Here is a 26,766-nt window from a genome sequence, read left to right as displayed (position 1 = left end):
TCTTCAGGTTTGCTTGTGCAGCTTAACTTTATATATAGAATTTCATGCTGTTTAAGTTAGATTTAAGATTCTCTTAAATATGCATTTTTTTAGAAGTACTAGGATAGGTTCGATTTGAAATTGAACTGATTTTTGAGGGTTTTATTAATATCTTCGTTACTCAAAAAAAGATGAATCTCGATTCATCTTTCTTTGAGTTTTGGTAGGTTACTCCAATTAATGTGTACAGAGCGCATAAAATAGAGAATTAATTTTTACTTGGTTCTATTCTGTTTATTAGCTCTTCCACTTTAAACTGCAGTGGAAAGTAGTGTGCTAAATAGCGTAGAGCAACATAGACAACCACTAAGGTGGCGATCACAAGCTCGAATTCTGCTAAGTATTTTATCCATATCGCTAACTCACCCATGTTATTGAACTGGGTTAGCCAGGCGGCGGTTTTAAAGAGCGCGGTAGCACCGATCACCATTGGGAAGGTAAAGGCTGCGTATCCCGGGCTAAAGGGCAGCTTTAGCAGGTGAAAGAAGGCTAAGTAGATGATGCTCGTCATTAAAATGGCAATGCTCAGCAGTAGGGCAACTAAGGGAATTGACGTCTGCTCGCAAACGGTTAGATAACCTGCGAGTGATAAACTGGCGGGCGCCGCGAGAATCGCAATGGTTGGTTTAGCTGCATCAGGTATCGCCTGACAGAAAATGAGGCGATAGAGCATTAAAGGCAGCATGATTAAGTAAGCTAACATCCCAAAAACCAAAATAGCGTTGGCTAACCATTGGTAATCAGATACAGGGAAAGACACCGCCGCGACGATAATGCCAATCGGTGGTACGAACCAGCTTGGCACCATGTGCTCGAGTTTAAAATCAATGGCGCGATAGTAGATAAACGCGCTTAAGAAGAGTACATGGATACCTATGGCCACTAGCCACAGAGTTAAGCCTGCATCGGGGAAATAATTGCCGAGTGTTTTAGACACGACCATCAGCCCCATGGCGAAGGTGGGGATCACGCTACCAATTACAGGGTGGCTGAGTTCGTCCTTTAAAATTGTCGGATGTAGCATGAACTTACCCATGAGCAGTAACAACAACACAGAGGCGATGATGGCGCCTGTTAGCTGTCCTGCACCATTGAGTGACGGTGTCATGTTCTCCCAAGTCCAACCTAAGCTGGCAATGGCAAGTGCCAGTCCTGCCATAGGGCTGGGAAGTTTAGCTGCGTGGGATGTCCAGCGTTTGCGTTTTGAAGTCATGTTGAATACCTCTCAATACTGACAATGCTTAACATCGCTTTTTTGGGGCGCTGTTTTGATGTCCTCAGTGTACTGCGGGTGTTAAGGATAAATAAATTTGATTAATTTTATTCATAAAGTAATTTTTTCTTATCAATATTGGTGTTAATGGCGTTGGTATAGGTTGAGGGGGAAAAGGCATAAAAAGGAATCGATTGACGAGAATATACGTTCTTTATAACTCACTGAGCCGTTAATGCTACTGGTGATACTGAGAACTATGAGCTGCATCCAAACTTGAGCCAGAACTTGTTTACGCTCTGCAGCTGGGATCTAATTAATGCAATGTCACAAATAAAAATACCCAGCTAAGGCTGGGTATTTTAAAGGGGAATCCAACGTCGATTATTGAATGTTTTCTTCGTCGCCGAATTGGCCTTGGAACAAGACTGAAGATAAGTAACGTTCGGCAGCAGATGGCAAAATCACTACAATGGTTTTACCCGCAAATTCTGGCAATTCAGCGATGCGGTTTGCGGCAACAACGGCGGCACCCGATGAAATACCCACTAAAATGCCTTCTTCTTGCATTAAGCGGCGGGCCATGTCGATGGCTTCATCGTTAGTGACAGCTTCTACGCGGTCAATCAACTCTAAATCTAAGTTACCAGGGATAAAGCCTGCGCCAATACCTTGGATTTTATGTGGTCCAGGTTGTACCGGTAAACCTGCTAAGGTTTGCGCAATCACAGGAGAATCTGCAGGTTCAACCGCAACCGAGGTAATGGTTTTACCTGCCACTTTTTTCAAGTAACGGCTCACACCTGTAATTGTACCGCCCGTACCTACACCTGCAACAAACACATCCACTTCGCCATCGGTATCATTCCAGATTTCTGGACCTGTGGTTTTTTCATGGATTTCAGGGTTAGCAGGGTTATTAAACTGCTGTAATAAAATGTATTTTTCAGGAGCCGATTGACGGATTTCTTCCGCTTTATCAATCGCACCTTTCATGCCTTTCGCGCCTTCTGTTAGCACGAGATTTGCGCCAAGGGCTTTAAGCAGCTTACGACGCTCTAAACTCATGGTATTCGGCATGGTTAGAGTGAGTTTATAACCACGGGCCGCAGCAACATACGCCAGCGCAATACCTGTGTTGCCAGACGTCGGCTCAATCAGTTCGTGGTCTTTAGTCAGTAGCCCCTTTTTCTCGGCATCCCAAATCATATTGGCACCGATACGGCATTTAACACTGAAACTTGGGTTACGCGCTTCGACTTTGGCCAGCACTTTACCTTGGCTAACACGGTTTAAACGTACTAGCGGGGTATTACCAATAGTATATGAATTGTCTTCGAAAATTTTGCTCATGGATTGCTTGCTCCTATGTTGGCACTATTGAATCATAATCTGCTGTGGCGCTTTTAGAAGTGATTGTTTGTTCTTCTTTATTCGATTTGGTTATTAAAGGGCTTACTGTTATTCGCAAACCCTGATTGGCAGCCAGTTTAACTGTGTTAACCTCTTGCTAACATAAAAAAGATTGTTGCATTCGCAAGGATAACTTCTTGATGTGTCAATCGTAAAACAAGCCTATCACTCGTATCGGACAAGACGCAAACATGAGACAACAGCAAACTGATTTGGGCAAAGACCCAAAAACTATGGTAACTCCCCATGCTTTTACCATTGCAGACACTGTACTTTATACGCCATTGGCGACGCCGCTAAAACGCGCTTTAGCCATGTTGATTGATGGTTTGCTAATCACTGTGTTAGCGGAGCAGATGGATTGGATGTTTGTATTGCTGGTGGTCGGTATCATCTATATTGAGAAACGCAGTCATAAATTGGGTCGTTTACTCAAATGGGGTCTTTATGCCGTGATGTTGGCTTTTATGTTGCTGACCACTGTTGATAATATTTTTAATATCCAAGGTTCAAACAGCACTGATATTGATCAATCAGACCAGCAGACAGTATTGGGAGAGCAGGTTTTAACCTCTCTTCCTGCCATTATTTCGTTGAGCCTTTGTGATAATTACGTTTGTGGTAAAACCCAAGTTCAATCCCTGCGCGAAGTGATAGAAAATGCTTCAGTATCAAAGGGTATGACAGAGACTGAGCGACGGGAGATAGTCCTTAGCACCATAGCCAACAGTCGTTTGTCAGTCGTAGATAGCGAAAAGCTCCAGACAGAAGTGCTTGATGGTACCTTGTGGCCGGTTATCGCGTCCAAAGTCGAGTTGCCAAAGCTTGATACACAATCTGAGCCGCTTAAGCCGACTCAAACCATTGAAACCAGTGAACCAACCGATGCCGCGCAAGGTCTTGTGGCTAACACTGTAAAAGTACCCGAAGCGACAAACGTAACCAAAACTGTACTTCAGCTAGGCACAAAAGGGAAAGGCGCCGATGATGAAGAGGAGTCCACCACTCACAGTGTTATCGCTTGGGTTAAAGGTTTTATGAGTGATATGGGATTGGGCTTTGGTTGGGCGGCGTTTTACTTTACCGTCTTTACCGCGCGGTTTGATGGTCAAACCTTAGGTAAGAAGATGCTTGGTATACGGGTGATCCAGCTCGATGGCGCTAAAATCAGTTTATGGGCCGCCTTTGGCCGTTACGGTGGTTATGCCGCAGGCTTCACCACTGGCTTACTTGGCTTTATGCAAATATTTTGGGATGCCAATCGGCAGGGGATCCAAGATAAAATATCTTCAACAGTCGTGATAGACTTAGCACAAATGCATAAAAAGCAACGATTAGAGCAGCAAGAACAGGGGCAAAATGAGTTATCGCCCGCGCTTACGAGTGATGATGCCGCTTCTGCTCACTTTACAACAAGCACCCGTTCGGAGCACCTATGAAACAGGTCGTGATTTCGGGGAGTGGCTTATTTACGCCGCCCCACAGTATTTCTAATGAAGCCTTAGTTGAGAGCTTCAATGCTTATGTGGATATTTATAATCTTGAAAATGCAGGCTTAATTGAGCAAGGCCATGTCGCGGCTTTGTCCTATTCCTCAAGCGAATTTATTGAAAAGGCCTCGGGCATCAAGCACAGATATGTGATGGTGAAAGAGGGCATTCTCGATCCCGAAGTTATGATGCCGTTAATTCCAGAGCGCAGCAGCGAAGAGTTATCCATGCAGGCTGAAATTGGGGTTGAAGCTGCATTGATGGCACTTAGCAATGCCAATCTCAAAGCTGAACAGATTGATCTGGTGGTTGTTGCCTGTGCTTATACCCAGCGTGCCTATCCTGCGATGGCAATTGAAATTCAACGTGCGCTCGGTACGCGCGGTTATGGTTACGACATGCAAGTGGCGTGTTCATCGGCAACCTTTGCCATTGTTGCTGCTGCTAATGCGATTGCGGCGGGCTCAGCCTCAAGAGTGCTCGTTATCAACCCAGAGATTTGTTCGGCGCAGGTGAATTATCGCGATCGTGACAGCCATTTTATTTTTGGTGATGTCGCGACCGCACTGGTACTGGAAGAGCAAAGTCTAGCTCAATCTGACAATGTGTTTAAAATCCTCTCAAGCCGCTGTTTTACTGATTATTCGAATAATATTCGCAGTAATTTTGGTTTCTTGAATCGCTGCGATCCGAGTGCTGCCCATCAGGCCGATAAACTGTTCCACCAACAAGGACGTAAAGTGTTTAAAGAGCTACTGCCGATGATTTACCAACATTTGGATGAACATCTGGCCGAACAAGCATTAACGCCGCAGTCTTTTAAGCGTTTATGGTTGCATCAAGCGAACATCAACATGAACCAGTTTGTGGTGAGAAAACTGTTAGGGGATGATGTGTCAGCGGAACAAGCGCCTGTCGTGTTAGACGAGTACGCCAATACCGCATCCGCGGGCTCTGTGATTGCATTTCACAAGTATTCCAGCGACTTTAAAGCGGGTGATTTAGGCTTATTAAGCTCCTTTGGTGCGGGATATTCCATCGGCAGTGTGATTTTGCAGAAGTGCTAAGCTGAACTTGGCATCGCAGATTGTTCTGCGATCTTTATCAATAAAAACAGCCTCAATTGAGGCTGTTTTTATGTTGCAGGAATCGATATCAAACCCACATCATTTTAGACAAGTATTGTTATCTTTAATTATTCTGGTGCGATTGCATGATTGCGGTAGGCTTCACGATACTTGTCGACCCACATGGCCGTTGCGCCACAAATCGCCACAGGCATCACGATAAAGTTGACGATAGGGATCATCGAAAACAGCGTCACAGTGGCACCAAAGCTAAAACTGGTGCCACGGGTTTGATTCAAGGCAAAGCGCATATCCTTAAAACTGACCTTGTGGTTATCGAAGGGATAATCGCAGTACTGAATCGCCATCATCCAAGCGCTGAACAGGAACCATAGGATTGGCGCCAGCGTTTGGCCCACCATAGGCACTAAAAACAGCAATAAAAATACCAATGCGCGGGGCAGATAGTATTTGAGTTTTATCCACTCACGCCCAAGGATACGCGGTAAGTCTTTGATTAAATCAATACCAGAACCGGTATTCAGCGGCTTGCCAGTTAACAGCTGCTCGACTTTTTCAGCCAACAGACCATTAAAGGGGGCGGCGAGCCAGTTCATCACCGAGCTAAATACAAAAGCAAGCATCACCAGCATAGTGGTGACTGCCAGTGGCCAAAGTAAAAAGTTTAACCAGCTTAAGTAGTCAGGCAACTGGGCATTCATCCAAGTGAATAGCGTATCTAACTGGCCTATTGCTACATAAATGACGCCCGCAAACAGCAGCAGGTTGATCATCAAGGGAATAAACACGAAAGTGCGCAGGCCTTTACGCGTAATTAAACCAAAGCCATCGAGAAAATAATTAACGCCGCTTTTGGCTGGGAAGGGCAAGGTTTTCTTCTGTGTCATATCGTCTTTCCAAAAAGTTGGGCTACAGCTTGAGAGACAGCCTGATATAAAGATAACTGCGATTGTGATCAACTCATGGGCAGATGACAAGCTAAAAGCCGCATGAATTCAATAAAAAGCGTTACAAAATGCTGCCTGCTTTGTTAAAGTTGCCAGCAGAATGCATTTGCACCACTGGGCTCATTTTCGGGCCAGACTTCAGAGACGCGCTAACTGGCACCATGAGATTAAAACAGATAAAACTTGCCGGCTTTAAGTCGTTTGTCGATCCCACTAAAATTCCTTTTTTACAGGCATTAACCGCCATTATTGGCCCAAATGGCTGCGGTAAATCGAATGTGATCGATGCCGTGCGTTGGGTATTGGGTGAAAGTTCGGCGAAACATCTGCGCGGTGATTCGATGGCCGACGTGATCTTTAACGGCTCAAGCGCGCGAAAACCTGTGTCTGTGGCGGGTGTTGAACTTATTTTTGAAAACAAAGATGGTCGCCTCGCGGGCCAGTATGCGAGTTACGAAGAAATCGCCGTTAAGCGTCAGGTGAGCCGAGACGGTGAGTCTTGGTATTTTCTCAATGGCCAAAAGTGTCGCCGTAAAGACATTACCGACTTGTTTATGGGCACAGGCCTTGGTCCGCGCAGTTACGCCATTATTGAGCAAGGCACCATTTCCCGCCTTATCGAATCTAAACCCCAAGACTTGCGCACTTTTATTGAAGAAGCCGCAGGGATTTCTCGCTATAAAGAACGCCGCCGCGAAACCGAAAACCGTATCCGCCATACCCGCGAAAACCTCGAGCGTTTAGGCGATATTCGCAGTGAACTCGGCAAACAGTTAGATAAACTGGCGCAGCAGGCCAAGGCCGCGAAGCAATATCGCGAGCTTAAACAGGCCGAGCGCAAGACCCATGCTGAACTCCTCGTGATGCGCTATCAAGAGTTGCAAGATCAGATGGCGAGTCTGTCTGAGCAAATCCGCGCCATCGAAGTGCAGCAAGCGGCGGCGCAGTCGCTGGCGCAAACCGATGAATTGCAAACGACTGAATTGCAAGTGCAACTCGCCCAATTAGCGGAGCAAGAACAACGCGCAGTCGAAGCCTATTATCTGACGGGCACCGACATCGCTAAGTTAGAACAACAGTTACAGAATCAAAAGCAGCGTGATGCCCAGCTCGAAACCCAGTTGGCGCAAGTGAAAGAGCAGATCCTGCAAAACACCGATAAGCTCAACGGCTATAAAGCGAGCCTTAGCGCGTTAGAACTTGAGCTTGCTAAGCTTGGGCCGCAGCATGATGAACAGCAAGAAATCATGGATGAGCTGCAATCCCAATGGGAAATGAGCATAGAGCGCAGCCAGCAGCAGGCTGAAGTTGCGCGTCAACAGGCCGTGGATGTTTCGCAGCATAAGTTACAGCTTGAACTGCGGCGCAGTCAGTTAGCACATCAGCAGCAATTATTACAGCATAAACAGCAGCAAAGCAGTGAGCAGCAAGCGCAGCTCGTCGCTTTAGTGGACAGCGATCTCGGCTCAAACATCACGCCACTGCAACAAGAAATAGCGTCTCTTGCAGACACCACTAGGCTACAAACCGAGATTAATCATCAGCAAGAACAAATGGTTAGCGCAAGCACGCAAGCTTTGGATGACGTCCGCCATAGCACCGAGCACATTCAGCAGCAATTAACCGCGACCAAAGCGCGCCATGAGCTGGTTGAACAGTGGTTGACTAAGCAGGAACAGCAAAGTGATAAACCGCAGTTATGGCAGAGTCTAACCGTTGAAAATGGTTGGGAAACCGCGGCCGAACTCGCCCTAAATGGCTTGTTGACCTTGCCCGTTGGCGTCACTGAAACCGAAATGGGGTTTCAAGCGTTAACGTCGCAATCCACCCAGAGTGAGTTTTTACAGGCTGAGGTGAACCTTGCCCCTTGGTTAGCGGGGCTTAAGTGGGCAAAAGATATTCACGCCGCAAAACAGCTACTGCCGCAGTTAAAGACCGATGAGCGGATTGTCACCGCCGACGGGTATCTCCTCGGGCAAGGTTTTTTAATCACTAAGACAGAGGGCGCTCAGTCACTGGTACAGCTCAGCAAAGAGCAAGCCCAGCTAGCGCAAAACATCTTCGATTTGCAGCAATCCTTGCACCTACAGCAAGATAAGATGACTGAACTTGCGGCTACCTTGCAGCAGCAAAGACAACAATTGACTGCTGGCGCGCAAAAATTGCATCAATTACAGTTGGATAAAGCGACAAAGTCGATGCAGCTCAGTGGCTTAACTGAGCAAGTGAAGGCGCGCGCTGAGCAGCAGAGCAAACTTGAAGCTGCATTAAGCGCGAGCTTGATTGACCTTGAACGCTTGAGCGAGCAATGCGAAGTATTGGCAGAGCAAGAAACAGAACTTGATGATGCGTTGCAGGCGAGTATTGATATTCAGCGGCAACTCACCCAAGACACGCAGGCCGATAGCGTGCGCCATCAAGCATTGAAAGCGCGTATTACTGAGGTTGAACGTCAGTTATCGACCACTGCTTCTGCCTTACAAGCTGTAACGATGCGCATGGCCGTCAGTACCGAACAAATTGAATTACAGCAATTGCGTGTCAATGAACTTATCCACACCCGTGAGTCTGTGTTAGCCGAACTTGCCAAAGTCGCCCAATTAAGTGGCGTAAAAAATAGTGTGCAGCTGACTGAGCAGTTAACGCAGCTATTACAGCAACAACATGAGCAACAACAGGGCTTAAAAAATGTCCGTCAGCAGCAAAGTGGGCTCACTGAGACATTAAACAGTATAGGAATAAAGCAAAAACAAGAGCTTGGTAAGCTTGAGGGCTTGACTCAAAGCCTGAGCACGTTAAAGTTACGTCGTGAAGGAATAAAAGGCCAAGCCAATAGTCAGCTGGAAGCCTTACAGGAACAGCAAATTGTTCTGTCTGAAATCCTTGGAAACTTGCCCGCGGAGGGCATGCCTGACAAGTGGCAGAGTGATTTAGATCAAATACGGCAGAAAATTGTTCGCTTAGGTGCGATTAACCTTGCAGCCATCGAAGAATTTGAACAGCAAAGTGAGCGAAAATCCTATCTTGATCATCAAGATGACGATTTAAATAAGGGACTGGCGACCTTAGAGGAAGCGATCCGTAAGATAGACAAAGAAACCCGCAGCCGCTTTAAGACGACATTTGACTCAGTCAATGAAGATCTCGGACGCTTATTTCCAAAGGTGTTTGGTGGCGGTCGAGCTTACTTAGCGTTAACGGACGATGATTTACTGGAAACTGGCGTCACTATCATGGCGCAGCCGCCAGGTAAGAAGAACAGCACAATCCATCTTCTTTCGGGTGGTGAAAAAGCCTTAACCGCTTTATCATTGGTATTCGCAATTTTTAGGCTGAATCCTGCTCCCTTCTGTATGCTAGACGAAGTGGATGCGCCATTAGACGATGCCAACGTAGAACGTTTCTGTCGATTACTGAAAGAAATGTCACAGAGCGTACAGTTTATTTATATCAGCCATAACAAAATAACCATGGAAATGGCTGATCAACTTATAGGCGTGACTATGCACGAGCCCGGTGTGTCTCGTATAGTCGCGGTAGACATAGAGCAAGCGGTGGCGATGGCTGACGCTGGATAACTAGAACAAAGACAGGGTAACCAATGGAAGATTTGCAACTAGTATTGTTTGTTTTAGGCGCCATAGCCATAGTTGCTGTGCTGGTGCATGGATTTTGGTCTATCAGAAGACAACAACCTAAGTCATTGAAAGATAGTCCAATGGGCAATTTTTATAAGAAACAGGCAGAGAAAGGTGAGTCGAGCCCTAAGCGAATTGATGCCGAAGGATTTGATGCCGACGGTATTGGCGCTGTGCGAGTGCGTAAAGCTGGCGAACTTGCGCCTAACAACGAGACTCCCGCAGCGAATCCCTATTTGAAACAAGAAGTAAAGCTAGACGCTAAGCCGCAAGAATTGACATCGCCAGAATTTAAAGCAGAACTTAAACAAGGGCTTAAACCAGAGCTAAAAGTAGAAGCGAAACACGAACCTATTCCAGCTCAGCCAGATTTTAGCTTACAGCCACCTGTGGCAAAAGAGCAACACCGTGGTCCTAAAGTCTCGCGCCAAGAGCCCGTCTTGAGCACGCAAGCGAACACTCTCACGAATGTTCACACTAGCATGCCAGCGCCGCAAATGGGTCAATCCCATGCTGCTATCGTGGCGCAAAAAGCCGCAGAGCAAGAACAGGCGCTACGTGCCGCGCCGCAGCAAAGCGCCTTGTTTGAAGAAAATGAACATCAAGAAGAGGCGTTTGTCGAACAAGCCGCTGAAGATGAATTAGGTGAGCCACGCGACGTGCTGGTTTTACATGTGGTCGCAAAAGATGGCCAACAGCTGAACGGCGCCGAACTGCTACCTTGTTTCTTAACCTTGAATTTTAAATATGGCGATATGAACATTTTCCATCGCCATGTGGATAATGCAGGCAATGGTAAAGTCTTGTTCTCTATTGCTAACATGCTGAAACCTGGCGTATTTGACCCTGATAACATGGAGCAGTTCAGTACCCAAGGTGTGGTGTTTTTTATGACTTTACCTTGCTACGGCGATGCCTTAATGAACTTCTCGATTATGCTTAACTCTGCGCGCCAACTCGCTGAGGAGATCGATGCCGTGGTGCTCGACGGTCAACGTCTGCCTTGGGGTGAGTTTACAAAGCAAGATTATTTACACCGCATTCGCGCTAACGCTTAGCCGACGCCGCAATTTGGCGGTTTATATATTGATGAGGCCGCTAATTGCGGCCTCATTTTTTGTGATCTACTTTTTGTGATCTACTTTTTGTGATCTAAAGCATTCTGGATAAAGAATATGCAAGACATTCAACTCGATACACTTCTGTCTGAAGACGTTACCCCAGAAAACGCATCACAGGTGATGCAGGCGCTCAGCCAATCACTGAACGAGCACAACATTCGTTACTATGTGGATGATGCGCCGAGCATTACTGATTCTGAGTACGACAGGTTGATGCAGTGTTTACTCAAGCTTGAGGCGTTATATCCCCATTTGATTGTGGCTGATTCACCAACTCAAAGGGTGGGCGGATTGGCGCTCGCCAAATTTGATCAAATCACTCACCTTAAACCTATGTTGAGCTTAGATAACGCCTTCGATGAAGCGGATTTCAGTGCTTTCCACAAACGTGTCACCGATAAAGTGGGTGAGGTGAGTTTTTGCTGCGAGCCTAAACTCGATGGCCTTGCCGTGAGTATCTTGTATCGCCATGGCGTACTTGAGCGCGCCGCGACCCGCGGTGATGGTTCTGTCGGTGAAGACATCACTGAAAACGTTAAAACCATTAAATCGATCCCGCTTAAACTGCGCGGCAATGATTTCCCTGAACTCGTTGAAGTGCGCGGTGAAGCCTTTATGCCAAAAGCGGCCTTTGAGGCTTTGAATGACAGGGCGCGCGCCAAGGATGAAAAACTCTTTGTTAATCCCCGTAATGCCGCCGCTGGCAGTTTACGACAACTCGACAGTAAAATTACCGCTGCCCGTTCATTGGCTTTTTATGCCTATGCGTTAGGGGTTGTTGAGCCGGATTCTCATCCGTTAGCTAAAACCCATTTCGAGCAGTTACAGCAGCTTAAGTCGTGGGGTTTACCCGTTAGTAGCGAAATCAAAGTCTGCGCTGAATTAAGCCAAGTCTATGACTACTATAAAGACATTCTCACTCGTCGCGGTGATTTAGCCTTTGAAATCGATGGCGTCGTGATGAAAGTTAACGATATTGCCCAGCAGCAACGTTTAGGTTTTGTGGCTAAATCTCCCCGCTGGGCGATTGCCTATAAATTCCCCGCACAGGAAGAAATGACTCTACTTGAAGGCGTCGATTTCCAAGTGGGCCGCACAGGTGCGGTGACGCCAGTGGCGCGCTTAAAGCCAGTATTTGTTGGCGGCGTGACGGTATCGAATGCGACGCTGCACAATGCCGATGAAATTGCCCGTTTAGGCATTAAAGTCGGTGACACTGTGATCATCCGCCGCGCTGGTGATGTTATCCCACAAATTGTTGCCATAGTGCCCGAAAGACGCCCTGAAACAGCGACTGATATTGTATTCCCACACAATTGTCCTGTGTGCGGCAGTTTAGTCGAGCGTCTCGAAGGTGAGGCCGTGGCGCGTTGTAGCGGTGGTTTATTCTGTGAAGCGCAGCGTAAAGAAGCGATTAAGCATTTTGCTTCTCGCAAGGCTTTGGATATCGATGGCATGGGCGACAAAGTTGTCGAGCAATTGATTGATAAAGAACTCGTCCAAAGTCCTGCAGATCTGTTTAAGCTCACCGCCTCTATGATGACTATGCTCGACCGCATGGGGATGAAGTCGGCAACCAATTTAGCGGCGGCGATTGAAGCTGCCAAAACTACAACACTTGCGCGTTTTTTATATGCCTTGGGCATTCGCGAAGTGGGCGAGGCGACAGCGGCAAACCTTGCGGCGCACTTTGCCAGTTTAGATGCGCTGCGGGTGGCAAGTGTGGAGCAGTTAACTGAAGTGGAAGATGTTGGCGCCGTGGTGGCCCAACATGTGGCCCACTTTTTTGCTCAGCCGCATAACCTTGAGGTTATCGATGCCTTAATCGCCGCTGGTGTGCATTGGCCCGCCATTGAAGCGCCAAGTGCTGATGCACAGCCGCTTAAAGGCCAAACTTGGGTATTGACCGGGACCTTAAATCAGCTCAATCGTAATGATGCTAAAGCGCAGCTGCAGGCGCTGGGGGCAAAAGTCGCTGGCAGTGTGTCGAAAAATACCGATTGCTTGGTGGCGGGTGAGGCGGCAGGTTCCAAACTCGCTAAAGCGCAGGAGCTTGGCGTTAAGGTGATGGATGAGGACGAGTTATTGGCACTGCTCGCCGCGAACGCTTGATTGCTGTGGGCTGAAATAGGCTGCAGGCTCTGGTCTGATGTTTTGCATTTACAGTTTAAAAACCACTGAACCGTGAGCATTAAATAGCGCCTTGCCAAGGCGCTATTTTTATGTGGCATAGCAAAAATGACGACATGGAAAGATAGTCAGCTTTGGCTATTGAATTAGCCGCGATTGGCACCATCTCCTTAATATGCTGTTTTAGCTTTTGCTAATTGGAAACCTATTTGAATTTTAGTCACATCACTTGGCTCGATGATAAAGGCCATATTAAACCGCCGATCTTTTTATACGCACTCTTGGCTTATCTTGCGCGCGGTTGGTGCATTTTTATCGCCTCGCTGACCCAGATGGGTGACCGTTCTGAGTTAGTGAGGATTTTTTACCCTGAAAAATCAGATTTTTTGCTAGCACTCGGGGCGGGACTGGGCGCGGTTTTGATTTATCTTGTGGTGATTGCCGAACGTCGCCGTTCACCTCAATGGTTAAGGCCTATTTTTGTGCATTTAAAATGGGGTCTGTGGTTGCTGCTGATTGTTGATGGCGTTTTGTTGGGGCAAAGGTTGAACCATGGCCAGTTCCTGTTCCATTGGAGCCTCGCTTTAGATGCGCTAATCTTGTTCTGGTCTAGCATTTATCTCATTAAATCGAAGCGACTCCATTATTACCTGCGTGATTGGCTAAAAGAAGATCCTAAATTACTCCAACCTTAGTTTTATCATATTGTTATATAACAACTTTATTTATATCTAAGTGGTGGAGCACAAAGTCATGTGTTTTATCCCTCAGTTTGATAAGGATTTTTCCTTTATTTTCCCATCGAATGATTTGAATCATCTATAGTTATATGTACTTAGCTCGAATGTGCTCTGTTGGATACGCAGATGAGGTCATCTGTTTATGCTCCGCATCACATTTGTAAGGAGTCATATTGCGTGGCAAAAGCACCTCAAAGAAAATTATTACTATCAGAAATTCAGCTTGGCATGAGAGTCAAGTTGCCTTTGTCATGGACGAATCACCCTTTTTTATTTAACCGCGTTGATATTAGCAGTGCCGCTCAAATCGAGATGATCCGAGGCCTAGGTGTCCCCTATGTGCTTTTATTGTCGGAGTTGAATTCTGGGGCTGAGGTTGTTGAGGAAGATGATAATGTCGAAGATGAAATAGCGGCTGAACCCGAACGGGATCTCAAGGCCGATACCCGTAAGGCGATTCGCTTAAGCCAAAAGCGTTTCCTCGAAAACGTTAATAATTGCCGTAACGTGTTCGGTAAAATAGTCAGTGATCCAGAAGGCGCCTATCGATTATCGGCAGCATTGGTTGAGGACTTGTTAAGTCATCTACAAGAGGTTGAAAAACCTTTTCTCACCTTGGTAGGAATGGAAGATAGTGACGTCAGTGTCACCCAACACGGCGTATCCGTTGCGGTATTGGCAATGATGATGGGTCATGCACTGGATTTAAGCCCAAGAGAACTGCGTGATATTGCTCTTGGCAGTTTGCTACATGATATTGGCAAACTGAAAGTACCCGATGTTATTCGTCGCAAGCGCGGTGCCTTAACACCACATGAAGCCAATTATCTGCAAATGCACCCTAACTTTGCCTATGACATGCTTAACCGTTCCGGATTGTTCCCAAAGGAAGTTCTACATATTGTGCTTCATCACCATGAGTTTATTGATGGTTCCGGTTTCCCCGATGGTTTAACTGATCATAAAATTCCGATCACGACTCAAATAGTCAGTTTGGCAAATGATTACGATCAGCAACTCAGTGGCCAACAAATATCTTCTCCTCAGGTCGCCTTAGGCTATTTATTTAAAAATCGGGCAACGAAACATGCCGAATCTTTAATTGCTATTTTGGTTAAAATTCTTGGTATTTATCCCCCTGGGACGATTGTTAGGTTATCCGATGATAGCGTCGCAAAGGTCATGATGACCACCAAAGAGGTGAGTCAGCCTCAAGTCTGGGCTTGTAAAGAGGATGGGAGTGATGCTTCGCTGCGTTTCTTAAGTGATGAAGGCGTAACAGTGCAAAAAGCCATCAAAGCGGAAGAGTTGTCAGAGGGCGCTATTCGTACCTTGCAAGTTGATAAGGGGATCAGTTTTTATTTTAGTTCGCTACAAACTTGAATCTTATGCACTAAGTTCCGTATTCTATCCGCTGATATGACTCCCTTAGGGCTAATATGGCGAATGTAAAAGCAGAAAACGGCGCAGTTAAATCCAGTGTTGCCTTGGTCGGTTGTGGATGGTTTGGTTTTGCCTTAGCAAAGCAGCTTGTCCATGAGGGTTACAGAGTCACAGGCTGTAAGCGTAGCGCCGATGAATTATCGATATTAACTGAGGTTGGAATTGAAGCCTATCCGCTGCAATTAGGCAGCGAAGCATCCTCAGCCCCCGATGCTCAGGCATTAAGCGGTTTATTGCAAACCGATTATCTAGTGGTCAATATTCCACCCCGATTAAAACGCGGTAACGCTGCGTATCTTGAAGAATTACAACAACTCATCGCATTAACCCAAGGCTGGCAATATCAGCGGATTGTGTTTATCAGCACCACGGGTGTGTATCCGGCCCAAGATAAAGTGATGACTGAAGCCGATGCCTTGGCAGAATCCAGCGACAGCCAAGTGCTATTAGATGCAGAAGCTTTATTTCAAACGCGGCCCCATAGCTGTATTGTCCGCTTTGCGGGGCTCGTAGGTCCCAAACGTCATCCTGGACGTTTCCTTGCAGGGAAAACTGATGTCAGTGGCGCCAATGTGGCAGTGAATTTAGTTCACTTAAGTGATTGTGTTAGTGCGATAAGTCGGATACTCGCGGCAACGGGCTTAGGGCTAGCTGTGGCTCCGATTTATAACCTCTGCGCGCCAATGCATCCTACCAAAGCTGAGTTTTATCAGGCTGCTGCCGAGTCCCTAGGTTTAGTCGCGCCCGAATTTAATCAACAATCCATGCCGAGTAAAGTCATCCAAGCTGACGCCATTGTCACAGATTTCGGCTTTCAATATCAGTATGCTTCCCCGCTGGATATGCTAGCGGCATGTTGAGAAAGGTTAATTATTGTTAAAGGTAAAAGCCGAGCTTTTAGGTTATCTTTTGCTTCCAAGTTTTGCTTGAGCGAATGTGTCATCCTTATTTAAATCAATGACGAATAAAAAGAGACAATATAATGAGCGTGTTTAATCGAGTTCGACCTATAGCCGCATTGGCGTGCGGATTAATCCTGAGTGCTAGCTTTGCACTGCAGGCCGCAAGTTTCGAAGAAGGCAAAGATTATGTTACGGTAGCGGGAATTACCGAAGCACAAAAGCCTGTGCTGCGGGAGTTTTTCTCCTATAACTGCCCGCATTGCTATAAACAAGAACCGCTTATGGACTTGACAGTGCAACTGCTCGGCAAAGATGTCGCTTTTGAGCGGACCCCGGTTGGCGCTGGCCGTCCTGCTTGGGAACTGAGCCAACTTGCCTACTATGTGGCGCAAAAATTAAAGATGACCAAGCAAACCCATGGCGCTATTTTCAAGCAAATCCATGAGAAAGGTGAGCAATTTACTGCGCCTGAACAAGTTAAAGCTTTCTTTGTCGCTCAAGGTGCTAAGGTGGATGATGTTGATGCCGCGATGAATTCCGTCGATGCCAAATTCACTCTAATGAATTATGACTCTCAAGCTGAGCTTGCTGGGATCAAGGGCGTACCGTCATTACTGGTTAATGGCCGTTATATGCTGACCTCAACCGCGCACACGCCAGAAGAGCTGGCAGCCTTAGTGAAGTTTTTAGCCGCGAAGTAACCGCGTTTAATAAATTGAGAATTGGTTTATCGCCGTTAAAGGATAACGACCTTGCATGGTCATTATTCCGCCATTGGCCAATCTAACGTTAATAACCCAGTTTAGGCTGGGTTATTTTTTGCCTTAAACTCAAAAGATGACTCGTTGCCAGCATTGGTAAGCCAAACTGGGCGATGAGTATTCTTAAGTGAAATCGCTGTGCGGTCGGCCTCAAGAAAGTTGAATGAGTGATTGGTAATGGCTTATTGATTAAATGATATCTCATCCATTATCAGCGCTAAAATCATAAATAATGTCAGTCTATAGTCATCATTAAAACTGTTTGAATTTCTGATTTTTCCATTTTAGACAACAAGTTATTCCTATCTATTACTTTTCCTGCCGCCCAATGCCCCTTGTTTTTACTCATTCTTGTTCGACATTGGTCTAACCTGTTGAAAAGGTTGAAACTGTATCCAAATGTAAAATCATTGTTAACTCGTTGAATTTGTTTCTATTCACTATTTATGGACAGTGTTTTGAATCACGGGTTAGACGAAAGTCGTGATTGTGCTCACACCAGCTGTTGCTAGATTAAACAAGACTTAAAATTAAAACAGCACAGGGGAGTCACTATGGGTTTTGAAAATAACGACAAGGCAAAAGGCTACTGGCGCGAGAATTTACGTCTCGTACTGAGCTTATTAGCCATTTGGGCGGCAGTCTCATTTGGATGCGGCATTTTATTGGTTGATGTACTCAATGAAGTTCATTTCATGGGATTTAAATTAGGTTTCTGGTTTGCACAGCAGGGATCTATGTATGTATTCGTTGCGCTTATTTTTGTCTATGCGGCAAAAGCCAACGCCTTAGATAAAAAATATAACGTACAAGAAGACTAAGGAGCTTTGAGATGGATGTTCAAACACTAACTTATATTATCGTAGGGCTCTCGTTTGCGCTCTACATTGGGATTGCAATCTGGTCACGAGCGGGATCAACCAAAGAATTCTATGTCGCAGGTGGTGGCGTTCACCCTGTAGTGAACGGTATGGCAACGGCAGCGGACTGGATGTCTGCGGCATCGTTTATTTCGTTAGCAGGTATCGTGTCTTTTGTTGGTTATGACGGCAGTGTGTACTTGATGGGCTGGACGGGCGGTTACGTATTACTGGCCCTGTGTATGGCGCCGTATTTACGTAAGTTTGGTAAGTTCACTGTGCCAGATTTCGTCGGTGAACGTTATTATTCTCAGGCTGCGCGTACTGTGGCGGTTATCTGCGCTATCTTCATTTGCTTTACTTATATTGCAGGGCAAATGCGCGGTGTGGGCGTGGTGTTTTCTCGCTTCTTAGAAGTGGATGTTGACACGGGTGTGTATATTGGTATGGCTGTGGTGTTCTTCTACGCTGTTCTTGGTGGGATGAAGGGGATTACTTACACTCAGGTTGCCCAATATTGCGTATTGATTTTCGCTTTCATGGTGCCAGCGATTTTCTTGTCTGTGATGATGACAGGCCACATTATTCCACAAATCGGTTTCGGGGCGCAGCTGCTTGATGCGGCGGGCAACAATTCTGGCGTTTACCTGCTAGAAAAACTCAATAATGTTTCTACCGAGTTAGGCTTTGCTCCATACACAGATGGCTCTAAGAGCATGATTGACGTCTTCTGTATTACGGGTGCTTTGATGGTGGGTACTGCTGGCTTGCCTCACGTTATCGTACGTTTCTTCACTGTTCCTAAAGTGAAAGATGCACGTATTTCTGCAGGTTGGGCGTTAGTCTTTATCGCGATTATGTACACTACAGTCCCTGCACTCGCGGCGTTCTCCCGTGTGAACATGATTGAAACCATTAATGGTCCAGATGCTAAAGGTGTGGCTTATGAGAGTGCACCAGATTGGATTAAAAACTGGGAAAAAACGGGTCTGATCAAGTGGAACGATAAAAACGGCGACGGTAAGATTTATTACTCGTCAGGTAAGATTGAAGATGCTGCTAGTAAAAACGAAATGAAGATCGATAACGATATCATCGTATTAGCGACGCCAGAAATCGCCAATCTGCCAGCGTGGGTTATCGCTCTGGTTGCAGCGGGTGGTTTAGCTGCGGCCCTGTCAACATCAGCGGGTCTGTTGTTGGTGATTTCAACCTCGGTTTCACACGATTTACTCAAGAAAAACTTGATGCCAAATATCTCCGATAAAAAAGAGCTAATGTTTGCTCGTTTAGCGGCGGGTGTGGGCATTGTGATTGCGGGTTACTTTGGGGTGAATCCACCAGGCTTTGTGGCCGCGGTGGTGGCGTTCGCCTTCGGGTTAGCGGCTTCTTCATTGTTCCCAGCGATCATCATGGGTATCTTCTCTAAGACAATGAACAAAGAAGGCGCGATTGCCGGTATGTTAACGGGTTTACTGTTTACTGCGGGTTATATCATCTACTTCAAGTTTGTTAATCCAGCCGATAACGTTGCCGCTAACTGGTTCCTTGGTATTTCGCCAGAAGGTATCGGTATGGTGGGTATGTTAGTGAACTTCGGTGTGGCAGCGTTAGTCAGTCGAGTCACGACGGCTACACCACAGCATGTTCAAGAAATGGTTGAATCGATTCGCTTCCCTAAAGGTTCGGGTGAAGCGAGCGGTCACTAAGCTCATCGCTTAATCATTCGCATCAACTCAAGAGAGCGCTTCGGCGCTCTTTTTTATTGCGTTCGAATATGTTTTCCTGTCGTTGAGTGAGTTGGTGAGCCAAGGTATTGATGAGTTAATGCACTCAACCTAGGGCTGACTTTAGTCGAATGTAGCGCCGCGACAATGCAGGCTATAGTGATGACATATAAGTAAAAGTTTCGCTTAAAAAGAAGGTGTTGCCTATGAATGCCAGTGAGTTACAACCCGTAGTGCAATTTCTACAAGGGCTAGTGCCCTTTGATACTCTGCCTGAAGATGTTGTGGTGCGCTGCGCTAAGGCTGTCACTGTTGGCTATTACAGTAAAGCCTCTGGTTATGTTCATTTTGATGCTAACTCACCTAAGTTATATATGGTGCGCAGCGGCGCCTTTGAGGTGCGCGATCCTGACGGTGTGCTGGTCGATAGAGTCGGCGAGGGGGAGTTTTTTGGTTTTTCGACCTTGTTATCGGGGGAGAAAGTCGTCAACAAGGTCGCTATTCTCGAAGACGGTTTGGTTTATCATTTGCCCCAAACCTTGTTCGATAACCTTAGAAGCGAGAGCCGCAATTTCGATAAATTTTTTACCCGCGCATTTGCTAAACGTTTGCGCCATGAGGCTCGCTTTAAGGCGAAAGATCTGACGACCACAAGTCGGATAAGTACCTTGATGTCTTCCACTCCCATCGTTATAGATGCCCAAGCTAGCGTGACTCAGGCGGCACTCTTGATGCGAAATCGCCGAGTATCGTCCTTATTGGTGACGGATAATCATAAATTGGTTGGCATCTTAACCGATAAGGATTTACGTAATCGGGTGTTAGCAGCAGGGCTTGATGGCAGCGTTGCTGTGCATCAAGCCATGACGGTTTCGCCGATTTCAATTTCATCCAATGCGTTGATTTTTGAAGCCATGCTACTGATGAGCGAGCATAACATTCATCACTTGCCTATTATCGACCAAGATAAAGCCATCGGTATGGTGACCAGTACTGACATCTTGCGCGGGCAGGGCTCACAACCGCTACTGTTGATTGGTGAGATAGAACGGCAGCAGGATCTTGCCAGTTTAATTGGCGTCAGTAAGCAAATCCCGCTGTTATTACAAAATTTGATCAGTGCCGATGCCAGAGCCGAAGAAATTGGCCGAGTGTTAACCTCTGTCACCGATGCGCTGACACGGCGGTTAATCGTGCTCAATCAGCAATTACTCGGTGAACCGCCGATGGCCTTTTGCTGGTTGGCGTTTGGATCGCAGGGACGTCAAGATCAAGCGGCATGTTCGGATCAAGATAATGGTCTGTTAGTCGCAGAAGAAATGGATGATTTTGCTAAAGGTTATTTTGATGCCTTAACCCATGCCGTATGTGCTGGACTTGATCAATGCGGTTATGAGTTTTGCCCCGGCAATATTATGGCGCAAAACCCTCAGTGGCGAATGTCGCTTAAACAGTGGCAACAGGTATTTGAAAAATGGGTGGTAACGCCTGAGCCTAAGGCGTTAATGCACGCCAGTATTTTCTTCGATATGCGCTCGGTTTACGGTCCACAAACCTTATTTGATGCGCTGCAGGATAAAGTCTTAGCTCAAACCCGTGATAACGATATTTTCCTCGCGGGCATGACAGGTAATTCGCTGGTGGAGTCGCCGCCGCTGGGCTTTTTCCGCAAATTTGTCCTCGAACGTGATGGCAGCGAAGTCAAAGGCATAGATTTGAAGCATAAAGGCAATGCCTTGATCAACGATATTGCCCGTGTTTATGCCCTGTCGGCAGGGATCAAAGAAGTGAATACTGCGAAACGTATCCGTGCCTTGATGGACGCAAACATTCTTAATCGTAAAGATGCGCTTAATCTTGCCGATGCCCACGAGTTTATCGCCCATATGCGGTTATCGAACCAAGGTTATCAGCATAATCTCGGGCTAGAGGTGAGTAATTATCTGCTACCCGCGCATTTATCTTCGCTGGTTCGCCATCAGCTACGTGATGCCTTTAAAGTGGTGCATGAGGCGCAGGCGGGGATGAAGATGAAGTTCATGCGAAGTTTTTGATATGAATACACTGCTGCTGAAAACGAAACTTAATTGGCGGGCGCTGCGTTGCCAACATCAGTTATTTAAGGGTTATTATCAATCGCTATTACCTCTGCTGGCGATGCCGTTATCCGAAGCGCCTTTGATGGCGATGGATTTAGAGATGACAGGTCTCAATCCGCAGCAAGATCAAATTCTCAGTATTGGCTTAGTGCCGATTGATCGCGGTGAGATCCCATTGGCACGCGCCGAGCAAAAGTTAGTGCAAATTCGCGGCAGTGTTGGCCAAAGTGCGACTATCCATGGGATCCTCGATAATCACCTGGTGCAGGCGGTCACCATCGAGGAAGCCATGGGTTGGTTTATCAGTCAAACCTATGGTCGGGTGCTGGTCGCGCATCATGCTCCGCTAGACTGCCGTTTTCTGCAGCAGGATTTATTGGCTATTTACCATCAAGCCCTCGTACTCCCTGCTATTGATACGCTCATACTTGAAAGGCATCGTTTGCTACGGGAACACTCAGTGATTAAAGAGGGGTATTTGCGCCTTGGTGCTTGCCGCGAACGTTACGGTTTACCCATTTATACCGCTCACAGTGCGTTGACCGATGCCTTAGCTTGCGCTGAATTATTATTGGCGCAAACGGCAGCTATGGGTGGCGCTGGGCAACTTACTGTGGCTGATTTATTGCAGCAATCGACTTAGCAGTTTCATCTTAGGTTAATCACTTACAGGCTAGACTCTCTAACCCGTTTTAAGCTTAATTTTTTAAGTTTAAAATCAATGCCGCCAACTTGGCAATCCAACCAACTTGTACTTCACTCTACTAAACTGAGTGCGTAGGAGAATATGATGCCGTTACCTTTGCTTTGGATGGGTAGTGCCGTAATTGGCGCAGTTTTGTTGGCCGATGAGCGCGAAAAGCGTCAGCAACGTGAGCGCGAGAGATTACTCGGTAAGGCCCCTAAGTATCCCGTCGCCAAGCGCGCTATGGTGGCGGCGCCGAGTCAATGGCAAAAGGGATTAAAACAAGTTGCGCCAATCCCGGGCAGTATCGTCTGTTGTTATGTCTTTGGGGTGATTGAACATACCGGTATTTGGCTGGGTGATGATTGCCTCGTAGAGTTACATGGCTCAGGGTTGGTGCGGGCCGTGTCGGTAAAGCGTTTCTTGGCGGGGCGCACCGGTAGCCAAATCTATCTTGCCTGTAATCACCAACATCAGCCTCTTATTGCCGAGTCTGTGTTGCCCCGCGCTGAACAGGCGATTTATCAGTATCGGGAATATGATTTATTTGACAATAACTGTCATCGATTTGTCTGGTCTTGTATTAGCAATAGTGAAAGGGGCGAAGAAGCGGTTAAAGGTTTTAATGAGTTAAATCAAAAACTCGCCGAACATTTTAATCAAGCTATCTATTGGGATGAGATGAGCATTAGCAAGCTGAATGAATAAGTTTTGTCGTCATAAACTAAAAAAGCCATCTTAATTGATGGCTTTCTGTCTTAGTAAAACACAATATTACCGTTTTGCAGAAACCGTTTACGGCTTACAAAAATAATCGACAGCGCGTTTAACTAACTCTATGCCTGTTTTATCGCAAGGCGGTAACTTGGCATCACTGATATTGATTGGTGTCACGCGGTTGCCCCATTGCAGCAAGAGTGCAGCAGAGGTTAAGCCGGCGCCAAAGGCACAAGAGAGTATGGTTTGATTTGGCTTAATCACGCCTTGCTCTAACGCATCACAAATCGCAATCGGAATGGTTGCTGCCGAGGTATTGCCATAATTGGCAATGTTAACGAAGGCTTTTTCTTTCGGAATTTTCATTCGGCTGACTAAGGTATCGATAATGCGCTCGTTGGCTTGATGCGGGATAACAAGATCCACTTCATCCTTATCAACACCACATTTTTCAAGCACTTTAGTGCTCAACTTGTTCATGCCGTTAATCGCGCGTTTGAAGATTTCTTGGCCATCGAATTCAATAAAGAAATCCAATGACTCGGCAGAGAATCTGTCCATCGCCGTGCCAAAGCCTGCTTTAAGAATGTCACGACCTTCAGGATCGTTATTCAGCTCATAACCGAGTACGCCACCGGCAACATCTGTTGCTTCAACAACAACGGCACCTGCGCCATCACCGAATAACACGGCAGTTTCGCGGCGTGACCAATCTAGATAGAAAGATAAACGTTCTGCACCAATGACTAATACTTTCTTGCTCTGACCACTCTTGATTTGTGAGCTGGCTAAACCTAAGCCATATAAAAAGCCACTGCAGGCAGCATTGATGTCGAACGCGGCACAACTGGCGCCAATATTAGCTTGTACAGTGGATGCGATATTCGGGATCAAAGTGTCTGGGCTGGCGCTAGCCAGAATGATCATGTCAATTTCACTGCCATCGATCCCCGCAGCTGCGAGTGCGCGTTGTGCTGCAACTGAAGCGAGTTCAGAGGTGTTAACATGGCTGATATGGCGCTGGCTGATGCCGGTGCGAGATTTAATCCATTCATCGGATGTCTCGATAAAGGTCGCAAGATCATCGTTGGTCAAGGTGGCTGGTGGAACACATTTGCCCCAACCTGTGATAGTGGCGTACTGCATGGTGGTTTCTCTCAAATAAAAAAGGCAGAACCTGAGCGCTGCCTTGAATCGACAACAAAGCTTATCGGCAACTCTAATGGCCGTCCGTGATCTAGACCACCTGTTTGGCGACGAGATCTCGAATTGTCATTGCGGCATGCAGAATATGATGACGCAGTAGCGCCGTCGCTTTTTCTGTTTCTCTCAGTTTGCAGTGGTTGAGCAAAGCTCTGTGCTCATGCTCTGCAGCAGGAATCCCCCCCCGCGAGCAATAACTGCAAACGAATGTATCTATCACAATTAGTATTGAGGCCGTGAACAACCTCAAGGGTGTGTGGGCGATTAGCCGCCTGATATAAGCAAGTGTGAAATTGCGTATTCAACTCGCTCCAACTGGCAACGGCATCCTCATGTTTGAAGGCCGATTCCAATTGTTCGAGTACACGTTCAGCTTTTTCTAAATCAGCGTCTTGAAGTCGCGGGATCGCTTTAGCGAGCAGATCGGTTTCGATCATGGCACGTAATTCAAAAAGTTCGGTGACTTGCTCGACGGATAACACGGTCGCCGTTGCACCTTTATGGGGCTCAAACTTAACGAGTCCTTCGGCTTCGAGTTGCAATAAGGCTTCTCTCACCGGAATGCGGCTGACATTTAACGCTTCAGCCAAGGCACTTTGTCTGAGTGGTTCTCCTGCGGCTATGTCACCTGAAAGAATTCTCTCTCTGAGCGCTTCAACAACTAACTGGGTGCGAGTTTTGTGGACTATAGGCGTAGTTCGACTCATTATTTCCGTCTATTTCGGGTATTTTCTCGTTATCTGCCCAAGATTACCGTTAAAAACACCACAAATAAAGGGGAATGCTTGATTGAATGCTGCATCTTAGGGATTAACAATGCCCAAACGGCGAGGGTTTTGATGGTTCTAGCGTTCTCTATTAAACGCCGTTCTTGGAATCAATCTCTATTGCAACGGCTATCATTTTTCTCAGAGGGCTGTTTATCTCTTGTAATGAAGCACTTTGATTAGCCAGATCACAGGCTCATCAATTGAGCATGAACTCAAAGATGTAGAGAAAGTTGGACAAGGCATTTCCAGCACTGGGGCTTTTGGGGACAGTTTTGTTTACATCTCGCCATAAGTAACGTCAACGCTCAATTTAGCGCTAAAAGCACAACTTCGCGGTGCAATTTCTGATAATGAATGGAATAATAGCGCGATAACGCCTTAGGCGATTTTGGAGTATTACAGTGAGTCGAGCAGTATTTTTAGACCGTGATGGCGTAATTAACAAAGATCATGGTTATGTCCACTTAGTGGATGACTTCGAATATATCGAAGGTGTGTTTGAATCTTGCCTCTCTTTGAAGGAAATGGGCTACAAGTTAGTTGTTGTCACTAATCAATCAGGTATTGCCCGTGGCATGTACACAGAAGATCAATTCCACAGCTTAACGGAGTGGATGGATTGGAACTTTGCCGACAAAGGCGTTGAACTCGATGGTATCTACTATTGCCCGCACCATGCTGACAATGGCATAGGAGAATATAAGGTCGACTGTGACTGCCGCAAACCTAAGCCAGGTATGCTCAATGATGCTGCGCAATTCTTGAAAATCGACTTAGCGTACTCAGTCATGGTTGGTGACAAAGCCGAAGATATGCAAGCAGCGAAAGCGGCGGGCGTGACTACACGTATATTAGTGCGCAGTGGTAAGGTTATTGCTGATGACAGCGATGCCACAGTAGTGCTGGACAGTATTGCCGATGTGCCAGCTTACTTAAAAAGCCTGGGCTAGTGGCTGCACTACTTATAAGCAGATAAACATTTGCAGATAAGTTCATCTTAAGCAGCTACCAGTAGCCAGTGGCGCAAGTTGTCGCTCTTGTTGGATGAGAGTTTGCGATAGAATCGATCCAACATGACATAAAGAGCTAACCAATAGGTTGGCTCTTGTCATTTCTAGCGCAGGATTAACCTCATCTTTTGCCTTAATCCAGCACAAATTCGATAATATTGGCGTTAAAATACACTTTTAGTTTAAAAAGTGTGCGCTTGAATCGTTTTTCGCAATTATTCGTGGCAAAGGGGTTGCGGTAAAATCTGATATCCCTATAATGAGCATCCACTGACCCAGCGGGGTCAAGGGTTAAACGCTGAAAAAGCCGCTAACCATGCTCTTTAACAATTTATCAAGCAAATCTGTGTGGACACTCACAGGTGTTGAGTTAATCGAAACTGCTTAGCCTTAGGGTTGGCAGTCAAAAATTTAAATCAACCAATTCTTTCACGAGAGTGATGAGTGTTCATAGCAATATGTACAAAGACTTACTATTTATTTTTGAATAAATAGGAGTCGAACAGAATTCGTTGAGCCGTTTGACGTAAGTCAAACAAAAAAACTTTAATTGAAGAGTTTGATCATGGCTCAGATTGAACGCTGGCGGCAGGCCTAACACATGCAAGTCGAGCGGCAGCACAAGGGAGTTTACTCCTGAGGTGGCGAGCGGCGGACGGGTGAGTAATGCCTAGGGATCTGCCCAGTCGAGGGGGATAACAGTTGGAAACGACTGCTAATACCGCATACGCCCTACGGGGGAAAGGAGGGGACCTTCGGGCCTTCCGCGA

At 46.4% G+C, this 26,766-nt stretch carries 19 protein-coding genes, 1 rRNA gene and 1 pseudogene; 16 read left to right on the top strand and 5 right to left on the bottom strand.

From position 1 onward, the window contains the following. Positions 1 to 247 precede the first annotated feature (247 nt). Entirely contained in the window at positions 248 to 1,252 is a 1,005-nt protein-coding gene (locus K5Q99_RS16955) for a TDT family transporter (protein ID WP_220777520.1), read from the bottom strand. Positions 1,253 to 1,636: 384 nt separating this feature from the next. Further along, positions 1,637 to 2,605, bottom strand: a complete 969-nt coding sequence (gene cysK / locus K5Q99_RS16950; protein WP_006085400.1) for a cysteine synthase A — start codon at positions 2,603 to 2,605, stop codon at positions 1,637 to 1,639. 251 nt (positions 2,606 to 2,856) lie between these two features. Here cysK and K5Q99_RS16945 point away from each other — a divergent pair, with 251 nt between their 5' ends. Beyond that, positions 2,857 to 4,104, top strand: a complete 1,248-nt coding sequence (locus K5Q99_RS16945; RefSeq protein WP_220777519.1) for an RDD family protein — start codon at positions 2,857 to 2,859, stop codon at positions 4,102 to 4,104. Continuing rightward, a complete protein-coding gene (locus tag K5Q99_RS16940) occupies positions 4,101 to 5,222 on the top strand; it encodes a beta-ketoacyl-ACP synthase III (protein WP_220777518.1) in 1,122 nt (373 codons plus the stop codon). Before K5Q99_RS16945 ends, K5Q99_RS16940 begins: the two co-directional genes overlap by 4 nt. Positions 5,223 to 5,350: 128 nt before the next feature. Here the strand turns inward: K5Q99_RS16940 and cysZ are convergent, their stop codons facing one another. Beyond that, positions 5,351 to 6,130 carry a sulfate transporter CysZ gene (gene cysZ, locus K5Q99_RS16935; RefSeq protein ID WP_106650877.1) on the bottom strand — a complete coding sequence of 260 codons (780 nt, stop codon included), beginning with the start codon at positions 6,128 to 6,130 and terminating at the stop codon, positions 5,351 to 5,353. Between the two features lie 221 nt (positions 6,131 to 6,351). Here cysZ and K5Q99_RS16930 point away from each other — a divergent pair, with 221 nt between their 5' ends. The 12 genes from K5Q99_RS16930 to K5Q99_RS16875 all read left to right on the top strand — a co-directional run bounded on the left by K5Q99_RS16930 (position 6,352) and on the right by K5Q99_RS16875 (position 23,004). Next, a complete protein-coding gene (locus K5Q99_RS16930; protein WP_220777517.1) occupies positions 6,352 to 9,768 on the top strand; it encodes a chromosome segregation protein SMC in 3,417 nt (1,138 codons plus the stop codon). Positions 9,769 to 9,791: 23 nt separating this feature from the next. Continuing rightward, positions 9,792 to 10,886 carry a cell division protein ZipA gene (zipA, locus tag K5Q99_RS16925; protein ID WP_220777516.1) on the top strand — a complete coding sequence of 365 codons (1,095 nt, stop codon included), beginning with the start codon at positions 9,792 to 9,794 and terminating at the stop codon, positions 10,884 to 10,886. A 117-nt stretch (positions 10,887 to 11,003) separates the two neighbouring features. After that, positions 11,004 to 13,061, top strand: a complete 2,058-nt coding sequence (gene ligA, locus K5Q99_RS16920) for an NAD-dependent DNA ligase LigA (RefSeq protein ID WP_220777515.1) — start codon at positions 11,004 to 11,006, stop codon at positions 13,059 to 13,061. A gap of 227 nt (positions 13,062 to 13,288) precedes the next feature. Then, entirely contained in the window at positions 13,289 to 13,774 is a 486-nt protein-coding gene (locus K5Q99_RS16915; protein ID WP_220777514.1) for a DUF2919 domain-containing protein, read from the top strand. 222 nt (positions 13,775 to 13,996) lie between these two features. Further along, the gene (locus tag K5Q99_RS16910; RefSeq protein WP_220777513.1) at positions 13,997 to 15,202 is read left to right on the top strand and encodes an HD-GYP domain-containing protein; all 1,206 of its coding nucleotides are present in this window, start codon (positions 13,997 to 13,999) and stop codon (positions 15,200 to 15,202) included. A gap of 56 nt (positions 15,203 to 15,258) precedes the next feature. Beyond that, positions 15,259 to 16,122 carry a Rossmann-fold NAD(P)-binding domain-containing protein gene (locus K5Q99_RS16905; RefSeq protein WP_220777512.1) on the top strand — a complete coding sequence of 288 codons (864 nt, stop codon included), beginning with the start codon at positions 15,259 to 15,261 and terminating at the stop codon, positions 16,120 to 16,122. Between the two features lie 122 nt (positions 16,123 to 16,244). Beyond that, positions 16,245 to 16,865, top strand: coding sequence for a thiol:disulfide interchange protein DsbA/DsbL (locus tag K5Q99_RS16900; RefSeq protein WP_198555482.1), 621 nt, complete (start codon positions 16,245 to 16,247; stop codon positions 16,863 to 16,865). Between the two features lie 614 nt (positions 16,866 to 17,479). Next, positions 17,480 to 17,746 (top strand): DUF4212 domain-containing protein, encoded by a 267-nt coding sequence (locus tag K5Q99_RS16895; protein WP_106650870.1) that lies wholly within the window; start codon positions 17,480 to 17,482, stop codon positions 17,744 to 17,746. Positions 17,747 to 17,757: 11 nt separating this feature from the next. Continuing rightward, on the top strand, positions 17,758 to 19,494 hold the full coding sequence (locus K5Q99_RS16890; protein WP_106650869.1) for a sodium:solute symporter family protein: 1,737 nt from the start codon (positions 17,758 to 17,760) through the stop codon (positions 19,492 to 19,494). A 224-nt stretch (positions 19,495 to 19,718) separates the two neighbouring features. Continuing rightward, complete coding sequence (locus tag K5Q99_RS16885) at positions 19,719 to 21,566, top strand: DUF294 nucleotidyltransferase-like domain-containing protein (protein WP_220777511.1); 1,848 nt, start codon at positions 19,719 to 19,721, stop codon at positions 21,564 to 21,566. A gap of 1 nt (position 21,567) precedes the next feature. Then, on the top strand, positions 21,568 to 22,254 hold the full coding sequence (locus tag K5Q99_RS16880) for an exonuclease domain-containing protein (protein WP_220777510.1): 687 nt from the start codon (positions 21,568 to 21,570) through the stop codon (positions 22,252 to 22,254). Positions 22,255 to 22,401: 147 nt separating this feature from the next. Continuing rightward, entirely contained in the window at positions 22,402 to 23,004 is a 603-nt protein-coding gene (locus tag K5Q99_RS16875) for a lecithin retinol acyltransferase family protein (RefSeq protein ID WP_220777509.1), read from the top strand. Between the two features lie 87 nt (positions 23,005 to 23,091). On the opposite strand, the gene K5Q99_RS16870 is transcribed toward K5Q99_RS16875, so the two are convergent. Together K5Q99_RS16870 and K5Q99_RS16865 are read right to left on the bottom strand one after the other, a co-directional pair. Beyond that, positions 23,092 to 24,159: a ketoacyl-ACP synthase III gene (locus K5Q99_RS16870; protein WP_106650865.1), complete on the bottom strand. Its 1,068-nt coding sequence runs from the start codon at positions 24,157 to 24,159 to the stop codon at positions 23,092 to 23,094. A gap of 91 nt (positions 24,160 to 24,250) precedes the next feature. After that, positions 24,251 to 24,923, bottom strand: a pseudogene (locus K5Q99_RS16865) (GntR family transcriptional regulator). 464 nt (positions 24,924 to 25,387) lie between these two features. Here K5Q99_RS16865 and gmhB point away from each other — a divergent pair. Together gmhB and K5Q99_RS16855 are read left to right on the top strand one after the other, a co-directional pair. Continuing rightward, positions 25,388 to 25,936, top strand: coding sequence for a D-glycero-beta-D-manno-heptose 1,7-bisphosphate 7-phosphatase (gmhB, locus tag K5Q99_RS16860; RefSeq protein WP_220590559.1), 549 nt, complete (start codon positions 25,388 to 25,390; stop codon positions 25,934 to 25,936). 607 nt (positions 25,937 to 26,543) lie between these two features. After that, a 16S ribosomal RNA gene (locus K5Q99_RS16855) occupies positions 26,544 to 26,766 on the top strand; the annotation flags it as partial.

It is taken from the genome of Shewanella hafniensis (assembly GCF_019655335.1).
Taxonomy (GTDB): domain Bacteria; phylum Pseudomonadota; class Gammaproteobacteria; order Enterobacterales; family Shewanellaceae; genus Shewanella; species Shewanella hafniensis.
The sequence above is the reverse complement of the archived record's forward strand: the minus strand, read 5'-3'. Positions and strand labels throughout refer to the sequence as shown.

Excerpts from the sequence above, each read along its gene's own strand:
- ligA (WP_220777515.1), top strand. The coding sequence starts at position 11,004 with ATGCAAGACATTCAACTCGATACACTTCTGTCTGAAGACGTTACCCCA.
- K5Q99_RS16905 (WP_220777512.1), top strand. The coding sequence starts at position 15,259 with ATGGCGAATGTAAAAGCAGAAAACGGCGCAGTTAAATCCAGTGTTGCC.
- K5Q99_RS16880 (WP_220777510.1), top strand. The coding sequence starts at position 21,568 with ATGAATACACTGCTGCTGAAAACGAAACTTAATTGGCGGGCGCTGCGT.
- zipA (WP_220777516.1), top strand. The coding sequence starts at position 9,792 with ATGGAAGATTTGCAACTAGTATTGTTTGTTTTAGGCGCCATAGCCATA.
- K5Q99_RS16875 (WP_220777509.1), top strand. The coding sequence starts at position 22,402 with ATGCCGTTACCTTTGCTTTGGATGGGTAGTGCCGTAATTGGCGCAGTT.
- K5Q99_RS16930 (WP_220777517.1), top strand. The coding sequence starts at position 6,352 with ATGAGATTAAAACAGATAAAACTTGCCGGCTTTAAGTCGTTTGTCGAT.
- K5Q99_RS16890 (WP_106650869.1), top strand. The coding sequence starts at position 17,758 with ATGGATGTTCAAACACTAACTTATATTATCGTAGGGCTCTCGTTTGCG.
- K5Q99_RS16870 (WP_106650865.1), bottom strand. The coding sequence starts at position 24,159 with ATGCAGTACGCCACTATCACAGGTTGGGGCAAATGTGTTCCACCAGCC.
- K5Q99_RS16885 (WP_220777511.1), top strand. The coding sequence starts at position 19,719 with ATGAATGCCAGTGAGTTACAACCCGTAGTGCAATTTCTACAAGGGCTA.
- K5Q99_RS16955 (WP_220777520.1), bottom strand. The coding sequence starts at position 1,252 with ATGACTTCAAAACGCAAACGCTGGACATCCCACGCAGCTAAACTTCCC.
- cysK (WP_006085400.1), bottom strand. The coding sequence starts at position 2,605 with ATGAGCAAAATTTTCGAAGACAATTCATATACTATTGGTAATACCCCG.
- K5Q99_RS16940 (WP_220777518.1), top strand. The coding sequence starts at position 4,101 with ATGAAACAGGTCGTGATTTCGGGGAGTGGCTTATTTACGCCGCCCCAC.
- K5Q99_RS16895 (WP_106650870.1), top strand. The coding sequence starts at position 17,480 with ATGGGTTTTGAAAATAACGACAAGGCAAAAGGCTACTGGCGCGAGAAT.
- K5Q99_RS16945 (WP_220777519.1), top strand. The coding sequence starts at position 2,857 with ATGAGACAACAGCAAACTGATTTGGGCAAAGACCCAAAAACTATGGTA.
- cysZ (WP_106650877.1), bottom strand. The coding sequence starts at position 6,130 with ATGACACAGAAGAAAACCTTGCCCTTCCCAGCCAAAAGCGGCGTTAAT.
- K5Q99_RS16900 (WP_198555482.1), top strand. The coding sequence starts at position 16,245 with ATGAGCGTGTTTAATCGAGTTCGACCTATAGCCGCATTGGCGTGCGGA.